The organism is Simiaoa sunii (genome assembly GCF_014337175.1).
Classification (GTDB): domain Bacteria; phylum Bacillota; class Clostridia; order Lachnospirales; family Lachnospiraceae; genus Acetatifactor; species Acetatifactor intestinalis.
In genome coordinates this window covers 2,281,930-2,296,833 of record NZ_CP060633.1, presented here as the reverse complement: position 1 = coordinate 2,296,833, position 14,904 = coordinate 2,281,930, and the positions used below count along the sequence as shown (strand labels likewise).

General features: G+C 46.6%; 10 protein-coding genes. 8 read left to right on the top strand and 2 right to left on the bottom strand.

The window, feature by feature from the left end; translation table 11 throughout:
• Positions 1-53: 53 nt before the first annotated feature.
• Both H9Q77_RS10520 and H9Q77_RS10515 read left to right on the top strand, forming a co-directional pair.
• Positions 54-740, top strand: coding sequence for a response regulator transcription factor (locus H9Q77_RS10520; protein ID WP_118550463.1), 687 nt, complete (start codon positions 54-56; stop codon positions 738-740).
• Positions 741-746: 6 nt separating this feature from the next.
• The gene (locus tag H9Q77_RS10515; RefSeq protein WP_022153754.1) at positions 747-2,057 is read left to right on the top strand and encodes a sensor histidine kinase; all 1,311 of its coding nucleotides are present in this window, start codon (positions 747-749) and stop codon (positions 2,055-2,057) included.
• Between the two features lie 1,089 nt (positions 2,058-3,146).
• Here the strand turns inward: H9Q77_RS10515 and H9Q77_RS10510 are convergent.
• Both H9Q77_RS10510 and H9Q77_RS10505 read right to left on the bottom strand, forming a co-directional pair.
• Entirely contained in the window at positions 3,147-4,769 is a 1,623-nt protein-coding gene (locus tag H9Q77_RS10510; RefSeq protein WP_249325483.1) for a type 2 periplasmic-binding domain-containing protein, read from the bottom strand.
• Between the two features lie 169 nt (positions 4,770-4,938).
• On the bottom strand, positions 4,939-7,068 hold the full coding sequence (locus tag H9Q77_RS10505) for a glycoside hydrolase family 3 C-terminal domain-containing protein (RefSeq protein WP_249325482.1): 2,130 nt from the start codon (positions 7,066-7,068) through the stop codon (positions 4,939-4,941).
• A gap of 250 nt (positions 7,069-7,318) precedes the next feature.
• Here H9Q77_RS10505 and H9Q77_RS10500 point away from each other — a divergent pair, with 250 nt between their 5' ends.
• From H9Q77_RS10500 to rny, 6 genes are all read left to right on the top strand, one after another.
• Positions 7,319-8,152: a helix-turn-helix transcriptional regulator gene (locus tag H9Q77_RS10500; protein ID WP_249325481.1), complete on the top strand. Its 834-nt coding sequence runs from the start codon at positions 7,319-7,321 to the stop codon at positions 8,150-8,152.
• A 118-nt stretch (positions 8,153-8,270) separates the two neighbouring features.
• A complete protein-coding gene (locus H9Q77_RS10495; RefSeq protein ID WP_249325479.1) occupies positions 8,271-9,716 on the top strand; it encodes a family 43 glycosylhydrolase in 1,446 nt (481 codons plus the stop codon).
• A 90-nt stretch (positions 9,717-9,806) separates the two neighbouring features.
• A complete protein-coding gene (locus H9Q77_RS10490) occupies positions 9,807-11,072 on the top strand; it encodes a competence/damage-inducible protein A (RefSeq protein WP_118550465.1) in 1,266 nt (421 codons plus the stop codon).
• Positions 11,073-11,437: 365 nt separating this feature from the next.
• Entirely contained in the window at positions 11,438-12,466 is a 1,029-nt protein-coding gene (recA, locus tag H9Q77_RS10485; protein ID WP_022155189.1) for a recombinase RecA, read from the top strand.
• Positions 12,467-12,470: 4 nt separating this feature from the next.
• Complete coding sequence (locus H9Q77_RS10480; protein ID WP_249325478.1) at positions 12,471-13,100, top strand: regulatory protein RecX; 630 nt, start codon at positions 12,471-12,473, stop codon at positions 13,098-13,100.
• A gap of 272 nt (positions 13,101-13,372) precedes the next feature.
• Entirely contained in the window at positions 13,373-14,893 is a 1,521-nt protein-coding gene (gene rny / locus H9Q77_RS10475) for a ribonuclease Y (protein WP_249327156.1), read from the top strand.
• Positions 14,894-14,904 lie beyond the last annotated feature (11 nt).

Here is a 14,904-nt window from a genome sequence, read left to right as displayed (position 1 = left end):
TTACAGAGGTATAGTTAAGAAGAGAAAGCACAGTCAGAGAGGAGTGCTGTGAGATGGCATTGATCTATGTAGTAGAAGATGATAAAAACATTCAGGAGATTGAGACCTTTGCGTTGACCAATGTAGGGTATGAGGTAAAAGGATTTGACTCCGCCACAGATTTCTATGCAGCATTGAACGAGACAGCACCGGATCTGATCCTGTTAGACATTATGCTACCAGATGAGGATGGACTGAGTATCGTGAAAAAGCTTCGTACCAGACAGGATACAGTACTGGTGCCGGTGATCATGGTGACGGCCAAGACCACGGAGATCGATAAAGTGAAAGGCCTGGATCTGGGAGCGGATGATTATATTACGAAACCCTTCGGTGTCATGGAACTGATCTCCAGGGTCAAAGCAATGCTTCGGAGAAGTCAGAAGACTCAGGACAAAGATAAGATTTTGAAGCTTGGCAATATTGTGCTGGATAGAGAGAAACATTCCGTGATGGTAGGTAAGGAGCCGGTGGAACTGACTTACAAGGAATATGAACTGTTAAAGCTTTTGATGACGAATGCCGGTATCGTGACTACCAGGGAACTGATCTTAGACCGGGTGTGGGGGATTGATTTCGAGGGAGAGTCCAGAACGCTGGATATGCATATCAAGACTCTGCGTCAGAAGCTGAAGGAAGAAGGCAGTCTGATCAAGACGGTACGTAATGTGGGATACATTATGAACGGTGAGAAAGCGTAACAGAAGATGAAGAAAAAGATTAACAAAATGATGATTCTCATTGCCACGGTGACGATTCTGCTGACGATGGTATTGATCACAGTGGTCTATTATGATCTGTTTCGCAGACAGGTACTGGAGGATCTGAAAAGCTATGGATTGTTGCTGAGCAACTGCTCTTCCGTAGAGGAAATTGAGCAAAGCGGTGTGCCGGTGGAATCGGATCTTCGACTGACCATCATTGGCAGTGACGGCCGGGTATTGTATGATAATGAAGCGGATTCCGTGGCCATGGGAAACCACTCTTCCAGACCCGAGATCCGGGAAGCCATGCAGGACGGAGAGGGCGAGGCGGTCCGTAATTCCGAGACGTTATCCCGGTCCACTTTTTATTATGCCATCCGGCTTGCAGATGGCAGTATCTTACGTCTGTCCAAAGATGCCAGGAGTATTTACAGCATTTTCAGCCAGGCACTGCCTATGATGGCTGGTATTTTCATAGTGCTGCTGATCTTGTGCATGGTGGCGGCCAAAGTGCTGACCGCGAAGCTGATCGCCCCCATTGAAAAACTGGCAGAGAACATAGGTGAGTGTACGGAAATGCAGACCTATGAGGAGCTGACACCGTTCATGGTCATGATCCGCAAACAGCATGAGGACATTATGAAAAATGCCAGAATGCGTCAGGAATTCAGTGCAAATGTATCTCACGAACTGAAGACTCCACTGACATCTATTTCAGGATATGCGGAGCTGATTGAGACCGGAATGGCTTCCGAACAGGATACGGTGCGTTTTGCTCACGGGATTCATAACAGCGCGAATCGTCTGCTTACACTGATCAATGATATTATTCGCTTGTCAGAGCTGGATGGCACGGAAGGGGAAGCGGATACGGAACTTTTGGATATTCATGAGATGGCACAGAATTGTGTGGAAATGCTCTCCATGAGTGCCGAGAAACATAATGTGACTATTGCCCTCTCCGGTACGGAGTGCTACGTAACGGCGAACCGGCAGATGATGGAGGAATTGCTATACAATCTGTGCGATAATGCCATCCGGTATAATAACCCGGGAGGAAGCGTGGATGTACAGACCTATGCCAGAGAGGACCATACTTACCTGATAGTAAAAGACACCGGAATCGGGATCTCCAAGGAACACCAGGAGAGGATCTTCGAGCGTTTTTACCGCGTGGACAAGAGCCGTTCCAAGTCCACCGGCGGCACCGGACTGGGGCTTGCAATTGTGAAGCATATCATCGCTAAAAGCCATGCAAATCTGGAACTGGAGAGTGAACCGGGAAAAGGAACGACGATAAAAGTAGTTTTTTAAATTGAGTGTTACGAGCCATGCAAAAATAGAACGGAATACCTCGGTGGGAGCTTGCTCACACAAGAGGTTATTTCGTTCTATTTTTATACGGCGACAGCCGTCAATGAAATAAATGTGGAGCGCCCTTTGCTACACATTTATGAATTGGGGGCATGGCTCGTAACGTAGGGGGCCGTAAAATCCACGCAGAAAGGGCTGCCCGCCCCGGACTCGGATGCTAGCTACAACTGTGGATTTTCTAAAGGAAAGTGGCCAAGTGCTTCTCACCATGACGGGGCCGCCTTTACGTTGCCATCCATGTGCACCAAAAGCCATGCAAGCATGGCTTGGCTAACGCGAACATCGTGTTCGCGTTGCCCCTGCGGCTCAACCACTTTCCAAGAAAATCTCACAGTCTCCGCCGCATCTATGTCCGGGGGAGCAGTCCTTTTCTGCTGGTTTATGAAAAACATCCCAATTATTTAGGCAGAGCATTTGAGAATACATGCGCAGAAGTTAATAACAAGTTCTGCATTTTCATAAAAACTGTTATAAATGTTGTTTTTATGAAAAATATCCCCATCTTTTATGTTTCAAAACTAATAAATTTCATAAAATTCGAGATATTATAGAATTTATGAAAAAAAGGAATGTATTTTAAGAATTTTTTTCATAAATATAGTAAAATAAGTATCTTTTTATGAAACTAATAGCCATTGGCAGGGCTACTGGTTTTTGAAAGCTTTCCAAAACGCAGAACTCCCGGCATATGCGGTGCCATATCGAAGATGTTTGTCGGAGGATGTTGATATTTTCTAGAAAAGTGCTGAAAGGCAGGGGGAAAGCGGACACGATGTCCGCGCCAGCCGATTGTCGACATGGATGTCGACTGTAGGCGGCCCCGTCATGACGAGAACTACTCATCACTTTTCGTAGAAAATTCACATCCGGAGACCTTACATCGAGACATGTGTATCGCATGCTCCAGGAGTTCGTGGATTTTGCCAATGTATTCAACTAACTCTCAAGTTAAATCAAAAGCCACCTCATATCATAATATGAAGTGGCTTTTGCTGTATAGGGTTAATTTGAGAAAAGTATTAACTGCTTTTATTTTGCGTTCAGCTGTTCAAGAATCTCGGTTACCATATTCTGGGTAGTTTTCACATAATTTTCCATTGCTGCGTCTACACTGCCACCTTTCACTACAACGTCAGCAATGACTGCATTCTTGGCATCTGTGATGGTACCGCCGTAGTTGGTGATGGCATCACAGGATGCAGAATGGGGAGCATCTACGCTGTGCTCGGAGAAAAACTCGTTGCATTCTTTGGTCAGGTCGGAAGCGGATTCAAAACCATTCTCTAAGGAGCAGATCATGGAAGAAGGATCGATAGCATTCTTTTTCCACAAAGCACTGGGATCGGAAGGGTTCAGGCGAAGATGAAATTCACCATCTTTATATTCATAGGTCTTTGCATTGTCGGTACCTTCACCGGTAACAATAGTTTCTGCTTCGGTAGACCAGTGATAACCCTCAGCACCATATACCCACAGTGTTTGTACAGTGCCACCATCAAACATGGTTTCGAAGACTGCATCAAAAATTGCCTGTTCTCTGGAATCATCGCCGTCACCGTCATCAATGATGCAGTATACAGGAGATTCTCGGTTCAGGTAGCCATCCATTTCGGCGATGGGAGCCAGCCTTGCCAGACCGGAATCTACACCGTTTTTGTCCATGTTGTTGATCAGGTTATCATTCCAGTAACCGGACCAGTAAGTGAAAGCACCGAAGGAACCGGACTGATCGGAAGACCACCACTTTTCACGAACATCCTTGGTACCCATGGTCAGGGACTCGGGATCGATAACGCCGTCAGCGTAAGCCTGCTGTAAACGAAGCAGAGCATCCTTGGTCTCTTGAGTGTTGAAACCATCATACCATACACCATTACCATCATAAGTGAAGTTGGGGTATGCATTCTGCCAGAACTGAGGCAGGTAGTTGGTATAAGGGGCTTCGGAACCAATAAAACCTGCTGCTGCAACACCATAAGTGTCATTCTTGCCGTTGCCGTCAGGATCCTGCTCAGTGAATGCCTTTAACATTGCATAGTAGGAATCCCAGTCGGTAACGTCTTCAGCCTTCATGCCAACAGCATCCAACCATGCCTGTTTTACATAAGTGATACAACCGCCGCCAAGACCGGTGGACAGACCATACTGTCTGCCGTCGATACGAACGCTCTGGTTCACTGCGGGAAGTACCATATGGCTCTGGAACTTTGCATTATCATAGGCATCTGTCATATCCCACAGAAGACCGGTTTTTGCATATTCGGCATACTGGCTTGCATTCAGCAGAATTACGTCAGGGTAGTCACCGCTGGCGAACAGACGACCAACACCGTCTACATAACTGGAATGGTCTAACTGCTGGATATTCAGGCTGATGGGATGACCAAGTGCTTCGCTGACAGCAACGTCCCACTGTTCGATGAACTTGTCCTGATAAGCATCTACAGATGCATTGAAAGTACCGTCAACGACAAGGGTAACCTTGTCCAGCACATAGCCGTTATCGGAAGAAGCGGCGCTTTCGGTAGCCGCTGCAGTGCTTCCGGCAGCGGTGGATGCTGCGGGAGCATCGGAACCCTGACTTCCGCAGGCAGTGAGTGCGGTCAGCATGGAAACTGACAGCAGTAAGCTTAAGATCTTGTTTCTTTTCATTGTAATCCTCCTTGTTTTCCGAAGGAAAATCCGAGCCCCTATGGCGAGGAGAGGATTTATCCTCCTTGTTTTCCGAAGGAAAATCCGAGCCCCCATGGCGAGGAGAGGATTTATCCTTCTTGTTTTAAAAATACATCTCTCTATAGCAAATGGCTTACCACCATAGTGCTCAGTGTAATGGGATCTCGAGGATCTGTCCTCTGCCGTATTCATAGGTCTTCTGACCTTCTGCGGTTAGATCCGGCTGGGCAAATCCTACATATAATGTAGCGGATGTACCATCACAGTTACGGTTACCGGAATCATCTACTGTAGTAAATGCCACGGCGGGAATTTCAATCCGTAATTCCCGGTCTGTTCCGGCTTCCAGGCGGATCCGCTCAAAGGCTGCCAGTTTGTGATTCGGCACTTCATTGGCGGAGCCATTCACATGGACATAGATCTGTATGACATCACTTAAGTCACGCCCCGTGGGATTCTGACAGTGCAGAGTGATCTGTGCGGAGGAGTTCTCTCTCGTGTGTTCTGCCTCTGATACCTTAGCTTCTGTAATCTGTAATTCTCCGTAGGTCAGTCCGAAACCGAAAGGTTTCCAGGGTTTGCCTTCCAAATAACGGTAGGTACGTCCGGTCATGCGATAATCGGTAATGTCCGGAAGAGGACTGTCATTATAATAGAAAGTAAGGGGCAGTTTGCCGCTGGGAGATACTCTGCCGAACAGAATATCCGCAATGGCGCGGCCACCTTCGCCACCGGGATACCAGGCATGCAGGATTGCAGACACCTGATCCTCATAAGCGGACAAATCTATGGGGCTTCCGGCGAGATCAATCAGGATCACCGGTGTGTCGGTAGCAAGTACCTGTTCCACTAGGTCTCTCTGAATCTTGGGAAGCAATAGATCCGGTTTGTCACCGCTGGCAAAAGCATTGCCGACATCTCCCTGTTCTCCCTCTAACGTAGCGTCGAGACCGACGCAAAGTATTGCGAGGTCACAGGACTCGGCTAATGCCACAGCCTCCGGAATGCGGTAATTCTGGAATACCTTTCGTATCGCAGGATCGTCATAGAGCAGACATCCTTCCGCATAATTTACATCCCAGTCGGTATCTTCGCAGATCCTTATGATGCCTTCCACCACAGTGATGGAGAGGGGAGGGGTACCGTTGTAATTGCCGACTAATGCGGCATGACTATCAGCGTTGGGACCAATGACTGCCACACGCTTTTTATCCTTCAGGGAAAGGGGGAGTGTGCCGTTATTTTTTAACAGTACACAGCTCTCCACAGCAGCCTGATAAGCCAGTTCTCTGTGTTCTTTACATCCTATCACGTTGTAAGGAATCTCATCTAACACACTGTGATCGAAAAGTCCTAACAGATATCTGGTGGTGAAGAGGCGCACGGCACTGCGGCGGATCTCTTCTTCGCTCACTTTCCCCTGTTTATATGCCTGTAAGATATATTCATAGGTACAGCCGCAGTTTAAGTCACAGCCCTTCTCTAGGGCGAGAGCAGCGGAATCTTCAGGGAAAGCAGTAACATGGTGCCCTTCGTGGAAATCCCGGATTGCCCAGCAGTCGGAGACGTAATGTCCTTGAAAATGCCATTTACCGCGAAGCACTTCTTCCATAAGGTAGGAGTGTGCACAACAGGGTTCCTCGTTGGTGCGGTTGTAGGCACCCATGACAGCTTCCACATCCGCCTGCTTTACCAGGGCTTCAAAAGCGGGAAGATATGTCTCCCACAGATCTTTTTTCGTAGCCTTGGCGTCAAAACTATGACGCAGGGCTTCAGGACCGGAGTGTACCGCAAAATGTTTGGCGCAGGCGGCGGTGGTTAAGTACCCATCCTGTTTCGTTTGTAATCCTTCTACAAAGGCACAGCCAAGGGTAGCAGTAAGCACGGGATCTTCTCCGTAAGTCTCCTGACCTCTTCCCCAGCGGGGATCACGGAAGATATTGATATTGGGAGACCACATAGTCACACCCTTATAGCGGGTACGGTCCTGCAGCTGGGAATAAGCGTTATATTTTGCCCTGGCTTCCAGTGCAATGGAAGCGGCAATTGCTTGCAGAAGATCATGGTCAAAAGTTGCACCTAGACCGATCGCCTGCGGATAGCAGGTGGCAGTGCCGGCTCTGGCAACACCATGGAGTGCTTCGCTCCACCAGTCATAGGCGGGAACACCCAGACGGGGAATCGCGGGAGAGGAGTGCAGCAGCTGGGAGGCAGCTTCTTCTATTGTCATTTTTGCTACCAATGCGGCAGCTTTTTCTTTTGCTTCTGTACGATTCATAAACTATCTCGTTTCTTTGCTTAGAGGTAATTGGTTTTCAATGTGGAACCTCTTTCATTTAATCTGATTGTACGTGAAAAATATGTTGACTGCACGACAAAAAGAAATAACATACAGGACAAAAATTGCTATTTTTAAGAAAAACAGTGGAAATCTGAAATGGAATATGGTATGTAGAATACAAAGAGCACAAATTTGATTCGAGATTCCTCCGACGGAAGGAATCGTCTGCGGAATTGGAGAGATTAGTATGAATACAGTAAAACCGTTTTATGAGAGCAGAAAAAAGGTCTATGACTGCCATGTCTGGTGGCATCCGAACTTCCCATTTCATTTGCATAAGCATATGGAATTTGTTCATTTGACGGAAGGAGAGATGGATGCTACGGTAGCGGGGGTGAGCTATCATCTGACTGCCGGAGATTGCCTGATGATCTACCCGAACCAGATTCATTCCTACAACTCCGTGGGAGAGGTCGGGATGCTTCTGATCATTGCGGATATGGATTCGATTGGAGAATTTCAGAAGGAATTAACCTATTATGATATGGAATCTCCCCATTTTCGTAAGAACGCGCTCAGCAGGTATGGTCAGATGGTGTTAGACATTCTGTCGGATATTGGTCTGAATAAGGAGTTACGACCGTTCAGGCAGGACAAGGGACTTCTGATGGCGCTGCTGGCTGATATGTATGAAAATGTTCCGGTCATTAAGAAGGACAAGCCTTCAGACCTGAATATTACGCAGAAACTTCTGCAATATATTAACGACAATATTACCGGAGAACTGACGGCACAGAAGGTGGCAAAAGAGCTGGGAATCAGTCCGTATTATCTGTCCCACATTTTTTCTTCTCAGTTGAATATTTCATTTCCATCTTATGTGGCGCAGCAACGGATGATCATGGCCTGTAATCTGCTGAAGGACAGCAGGAAAACGGTGACCGAAATCAGTTATGAATGCGGATTCCCTAATATGCGGACTTTCCATCGCTGTTTTCAGAAAAGGTATGAATGCACTCCCACCCAGTGGCGGGAGTGGAGTCACAAGGGAATGGATGAGAAACTAAGGCATCAGCTCTGAATAAAAGGTGGTGAATGAAAATCTGAAAGTGGGCAGACGGAAGCCGGAATTTCGAGAAAAATTAAATAGAAAATGAAAGATAGAAAACTGAGAGAGACGAAAAGAAAGGATAACTATTATGAAAAAACAGGGCTATAATCCTTATTTGCCAAGCTATGAATATATTCCAGATGGGGAACCGAGGGTGTTCGGTGAAAGACTCTATATCTATGGAAGTCATGATCGTTTCGGAGGTAATTATTATTGTGAAAATGATTATGTCTGCTGGTCGGCTCCATTGTCTGATCTATCGGATTGGAAATATGAGGGTGTAATTTTCCGGCACACAGATCATATAAAGGATGAATGCCATAAGAAGGCGGAAAAGAATGGACGCTATTACTTGTTTGCACCGGATGTGATCCAGGGAAGAAACGGCAGATTCTACATGTATTATTCTATCGCGGATTCCTCGATCATCTCTGTGGCAGTCTGTGATACCCCGGCGGGGCATTATACTTATTTGGGAGATGTAGTCTATCCGGACGGTCAGATTCTCGGGGAAGCAGCAGGAGAATATTTTCAGTTTGATCCCAGTATTTTTATTGATGACGATGGACGAATCTATCTTTATTCTGGGTTCTGTTCCACAAACCGTGAAGTGGATAGCTTTGGAAGAAAATTTGTGGGATGCCACATGTGTGAACTGGAACAGGACATGCTGACGGTACGGAGAGGCCCAATTTTGACCATTTCCAGAGAATCCTCCGCTGCAGCGGGGGCAGTCTATTTCGAAGCACCGTCCATGCGAAAGATAAATGGACGCTATTATCTTGTCTACTCCGCAAGAAATACGGGATTGTATTATTTTATCAGTGACAGACCAGACAAAGATTTTCGGTTCGGCGGCCGGATCCATTCCACTTCGGATGTGGGAATGAATGGCTATTCCGAGGAGGAACCTTGCTATCCCATGGGAAATACCCATGGAGGACTGGTGGAGCTTAACGGCAGGTACTATATTTTTGACCATAGGCATACAAACAATAGTTCTTTCTGCAGACAGGGCGTAGCGGAACAGATAAACATTGATGCACAGGGGCTGATCGCCCAGGTGGAGTCTACCAGCTGTGGGCTGAACAACGGATGGCTTATAGGAGAGGGGACTTATCCGGCGTACATTGCCTGTGTATTATATTATGAAAAGACAGTACCAATAGATGATAGAACCGCATGCATCACACAGGATGGGGAGGACAGAGAGAGCCTGCCGGGACAGTACATTCGGGGAATAAGCGACGGTTGTATTGTGGGATACCGTTATTTTCAAGGAAAGGAGTTATCAAATATCCGGCTGACATTGCGGGGGAGGATGAAAGGAACCTTGTATGTCACCTGCCATGAGGAAGGAGGAAGGATGCAGGATCCCGAAAAAATTGCAGTAGGAAGCTGCATCTGCGACATTGCTGCTGAGGACTGGGAGACGATTACGATTCCGGTACAGGTCAGGGCCGGAGTGTATCCTTTGTATTTCCGGTTCCGTGGGGAAGGCAGTTTAGATCTGGCTGAATTTACACTGGAGTAAAAGATTTCCTTTTCTCTGCTTTGGAAGTGTAGTATACTGTCTGTGGATAACTCTATGACAAGGATAATGTTAGCGAAAGGCGGTAAATCAATGACAGCAGAGATCATCTGTGTAGGAACCGAAATTTTACTGGGCAATATTGTGAATACGAATGCAGCATATCTGGCGGAAAAGCTTGCTGCTTCCGGACTGGACTGCTATTACCAGACGGTGGTGGGAGATAATGCGGAGAGACTTGCGGGCGTGTTAAAATGTGCCATGGAGCGTTCGGATGTAATTCTGTTATCCGGCGGACTGGGACCCACGGAGGATGATCTGACCAAGGAAACCGTGGCAAAGGTCTGTGGGAAAAAACTGTCAGTGGATGACCACAGCATGGAACGGATCGCAGAATTTTTCGCAGTGAGAGATATTCAGCCTACGGAGAATAACTGGAAACAGGCCATGGTGCCCGAAGGTGCAAAAGTACTGGACAATGATAACGGAACGGCACCGGGGATCATTTTGGAAACGGAGAAGAACAGGATCGTATTGCTGCCGGGACCTCCTGCGGAGTTGATCCCCATGTTTGATCAGCAGGTACTTCCTTATCTGGACGCATTGACTCCCGGGGTGATCTGCTCCCGGATGGTAAAGCTGTGCGGTGTGCCGGAGAGCCAGGTGGAGGATACGCTGAAGGATTTGATCGACGGACAGACAAATCCTACCATAGCCACCTACGCTAAGACCGGAGAAGTACATATCCGGGTGACTGCTTCCGGAGAAAATGCCAAGGCAGCCGGAAAGACGATCAAACCAATAGTAAAAGAATTAAAATCCCGTTTCGGAGGGGATATCTACAGTACCAGAGAGGAGACCACTCTGGAGATGGCAGTGGCGGATCTGTTGCTTGCCAATGATCTGACCGTGACTACTGCAGAGTCCTGTACCGGAGGCATGATCGCAGCGAGAATTATCAATGTGCCCGGTGTGTCGGAATGTTATAAAGCGGGATTGGTAACTTATTCCAATAAGGCTAAGCGAAAATTCCTGGGAGTGCGTAAGAGCACGCTGGATAAATACGGTGCTGTCAGCAGCAAAACAGCAGGAGAGATGGCGAAAGGGGCGGCTCTTTTGCTAAAAGCGGATGTGGCAGTGGCAGTGACGGGAATCGCCGGACCGGACGGAGGAACCGAAGAGAAGCCGGTAGGACTGGTGTATATCGGATGCTGTGTTAAGGGAGAACTTACGGTAAAAGAATATCATTTCTCCGGAACCCGCAGCCAGATCAGAGAAGCGACTACCTCTGCAGCATTGATCCTCATGCGCAGCTGCATTTTGAAATACTTTAGTAAAGTGACATTTGGTAAAAAGTAACAAAAAAATAATTTGTGAGATACCCTCAAAACGTAAGGGTACAAAATTGTAAATAGTGCTGAAAACATAAAAAATGTATCATGCATCCTTGCGGGAAGTGGGGATGTGTGGTACATTCATTTTATATCTTGTTGCGGAACAATTCGCGGACATGTCTTTCTATCTCTGATTATCGGCAATTCAGGCATTCGCCAAAATTTCAGACGATTATCGGGACAAATTAGCAAATAGGGGGGGTGCTCTTGAAGGGAGTTTTATTGGACATAAAATAGATATAATAAAAATAGACATTGACAAACACGAACAAATGTTTTATTCTAAATAAAAAGCAGAACATTTGTTCCTTGAACAAAAAGGAGATAAACATGGAAAAAGATGATAAGCTTAAAGCATTGGATGCGGCACTGAGCCAGATCGAGAAGCAGTATGGAAAGGGCGCGGTAATGAAGCTGGGAGATCCCACGGCACAGATGAACGTGGAGACCATTCCTACCGGTTCTTTAAGTTTGGATATAGCATTGGGACTGGGTGGTATTCCTAAGGGAAGAATCATTGAAATCTATGGACCGGAATCCAGTGGTAAGACGACCGTTACTTTACATATGATCGCTGAAGTACAGAAGAGGGGAGGTATTGCCGGATTTATCGATGCAGAGCATGCCCTGGATCCCGTCTATGCGAAGAATATCGGAGTGGATATTGATAATCTGTACATTTCCCAGCCGGATAACGGAGAGCAGGCACTGGAGATCACCGAGACCATGGTGCGTTCCGGAGCTATTGATATCATTGTAGTGGACTCCGTAGCTGCACTGGTACCGAAGGCGGAGATCGACGGGGATATGGGAGACAGCCATGTGGGTCTGCAGGCGCGACTGATGTCCCAGGCACTGCGTAAGCTGACTGCTGTGATCAGCAAATCCAACTGTACTGTTATTTTTATCAACCAGCTTCGTGAGAAGGTAGGTGTCATGTTCGGTAACCCTGAGACCACCACCGGTGGACGGGCACTGAAGTTCTATTCTTCTGTACGACTGGATGTCAGGAGAATTGAGGCATTGAAGCAGGGCGGAGAGGTCATTGGTAACCGTACCCGTGTCAAAGTAGTGAAAAATAAGATTGCGCCTCCTTTTAAGGAAGCAGAGTTTGATATTATGTTCGGAGAAGGTATTTCTATGGTAGGAGATATCCTGGATCTGGCGGCCAGCTGTGATGTAGTTGCCAAGTCCGGTGCATGGTATGCCTACGAGGGCAATAAGATCGGACAGGGCAGAGAGAATGCAAAACAGTATTTGAAAGATAATCCGGCTGTCTGTGATGAGATTGCAGAGAAGGTCAGAGAACATTACGGACTGAAGGCAGATGTATCTGCTACAGCGGAGAAGGAAGAGTAGATCCATGCTGGTAACACAGGTTACGGAACTTTCCAAATCGAGAAGTAAGGTATATATTGATCAGGAATTCGCCTTTGTTTTATACAAAGGCGAATTGCGTCTCTACCATATAAAAGAGAGTGAAGAACTCCGACCGGAGGATTACCGGACCATTATGCAGGAGGTACTGCCTAAACGTGCAAAACTGAGGGCTATGAATCTGCTTCAGGGGCGGGAATATACGACCTCACAATTACGGACAAAATTACAGCAGGGATATTATCCGCCGGAGATCATAGAGCAGGCAATAGAATATGTGGCAGGCTTTCATTATATAGATGATCTTCGGTATGCAGTGGATTATATTACCTATCATGAGAACAGCCGCAGCAGAAGACGCATTGAACAGGATCTCCAGGGCAAGGGGATTTCCTCTGCCACGATAGAGGAAGCCTGGCAGAATTGGAGGGAGAATGGCGGGGAACAGGATGAACAGAGTATGATCCGGGAATTGCTTCGTAAGAAACATTATGATGCAGCGGAAGAAACAGACTGGAAAGAACGACAGAAAATATACGCATTTCTGGCAAGAAAGGGATTCTCACAGGAAGCCATTCGCAAGGCAATCGGAGGCATGCACAGTGACGAGTTTTAGGATACTGTATAGTGCAGGAAAAGCAAGAAATAATGCACAAAGATTGTATTAATATAGGAACTATTTTTGGAGTAATTGCGACTTGTACTTGACAGAGGAGTATTTTCAGTTTACACTAATACTGTTGTGAATTGCTTGTTAGAATGTACATAAATTGCATTCTATTTTGAACGATAATTTGTATTATCAGAGCAAAATGTACAATGAAAATTTCATAAGGAGGTGCTCCTGTAGTGGACACTAATATTGTAATAGTATTAGTGGTTTCTGTTATTGCCATTATAGCTGCAGTGCTGATCACAGCAAAGGTTACCACCACCCGTCTGAAGAAGAATGCGGAGGGAACCATCGGCAACGCAGAGGAGAAGGCAAGAGAGATTATTGATGAAGCCCTGAAGACTGCAGAGAACAAAAAGCGTGAATCACTCCTGGAAGTCAAAGAAGAGTCCATTCGTACCAAGAATGAACTGGACAAAGAGATCAAGGAGCGCAGAGCGGAAGCTCAGCGGTATGAGCGCAGAGTTCAGCAGAAGGAAGAGAACATCGATAAGAAAGCAGATGCCATCGAGAAGCGCGAGGCAAGTTTGGCAGCCAGAGAAGAAACCCTAGGCAGAATGAAGGAAGAAGTCTCCAAGCTGAATGAGCAGCGTGTGCAGGAACTGGAACGAATTTCCGGATTAACCTCTGAACAAGCAAAAGACTACTTATTGAAAATTGTTGAAGATGAAGTGAAGCATGAATCGGCCGTGATGATCAAGGAAATGGAGAGTCGGGCCAAAGAAGAAGCAGACAAGAAAGCAAAGGAATATGTGGTTAACGCAATACAGAGATGCGCAGCAGATCATGTCTCTGAGACTACAATTTCCGTTGTACAGTTACCGAATGATGAGATGAAGGGACGTATCATCGGACGTGAGGGACGTAATATCCGCACACTTGAGACCATGACAGGTGTAGACCTGATCATTGATGATACACCGGAAGCAGTAATTTTGTCCGGATTTGATCCGATTCGTCGTGAGGTAGCGAGAATCGCGCTGGAGAAGCTGATCGTGGACGGACGTATTCATCCGGCCAGAATCGAAGAGATGGTAGAGAAGGCGCAGAAAGAAGTCGAAGTAATGATCAAGGAAGAGGGAGAAGCCGCAACTCTCGAGGTTGGCGTACATGGCATTCATCCCGAACTGGTAAGATTACTCGGTAAGATGAAATTCCGTACCAGCTATGGTCAGAATGCATTAAAGCATTCTATTGAAGTAGCACAGCTGTCCGGACTGCTGGCTGCAGAACTGGGATTGGATGTGAGACTTGCCAAGAGAGCCGGACTGCTGCATGATATCGGTAAAGCAGTCGACCACGAAATGGAAGGTTCTCATATTCAGCTGGGTGCTGAATTGTGTCGGAAATACAAAGAGAATGCTACTGTTATCAACGCAGTGGAATCTCACCATGGCGATGTAGAGCCTACTTCCCTGATTGCATGTATTGTACAAGCTGCTGATACAATATCCGCTGCAAGACCGGGAGCTAGAAGGGAAACACTGGAAACCTATACTAGCAGATTAAGACAGTTAGAAGATATCACAAACAATTTCAAAGGTGTAGATAAATCTTTTGCTATTCAGGCAGGTCGTGAAGTTCGTGTTATGGTAGTGCCCGAACAGATTTCAGATGCCGATATGGTACTGTTGGCAAGAGATATTTCCAAGCAGATTGAAGCTGAATTGGAATATCCCGGACAGATCAAGGTGAATGTGATCCGTGAGAGCCGCGTAATTGATTACGCCAAATAACTGACCAGTCA

What these genes read in the sequence shown, in the direction of transcription:
- H9Q77_RS10500 (WP_249325481.1), top strand. Translation starts at nt 7,319, where the DNA reads ATGAATACAGTAAAACCGTTTTATGAGAGCAGAAAAAAGGTCTATGAC.
- recA (WP_022155189.1), top strand. Translation starts at nt 11,438, where the DNA reads ATGGAAAAAGATGATAAGCTTAAAGCATTGGATGCGGCACTGAGCCAG.
- H9Q77_RS10515 (WP_022153754.1), top strand. Translation starts at nt 747, where the DNA reads ATGAAGAAAAAGATTAACAAAATGATGATTCTCATTGCCACGGTGACG.
- H9Q77_RS10480 (WP_249325478.1), top strand. Translation starts at nt 12,471, where the DNA reads ATGCTGGTAACACAGGTTACGGAACTTTCCAAATCGAGAAGTAAGGTA.
- H9Q77_RS10520 (WP_118550463.1), top strand. Translation starts at nt 54, where the DNA reads ATGGCATTGATCTATGTAGTAGAAGATGATAAAAACATTCAGGAGATT.
- H9Q77_RS10505 (WP_249325482.1), bottom strand. Translation starts at nt 7,068, where the DNA reads ATGAATCGTACAGAAGCAAAAGAAAAAGCTGCCGCATTGGTAGCAAAA.
- H9Q77_RS10510 (WP_249325483.1), bottom strand. Translation starts at nt 4,769, where the DNA reads ATGAAAAGAAACAAGATCTTAAGCTTACTGCTGTCAGTTTCCATGCTG.
- H9Q77_RS10495 (WP_249325479.1), top strand. Translation starts at nt 8,271, where the DNA reads ATGAAAAAACAGGGCTATAATCCTTATTTGCCAAGCTATGAATATATT.
- H9Q77_RS10490 (WP_118550465.1), top strand. Translation starts at nt 9,807, where the DNA reads ATGACAGCAGAGATCATCTGTGTAGGAACCGAAATTTTACTGGGCAAT.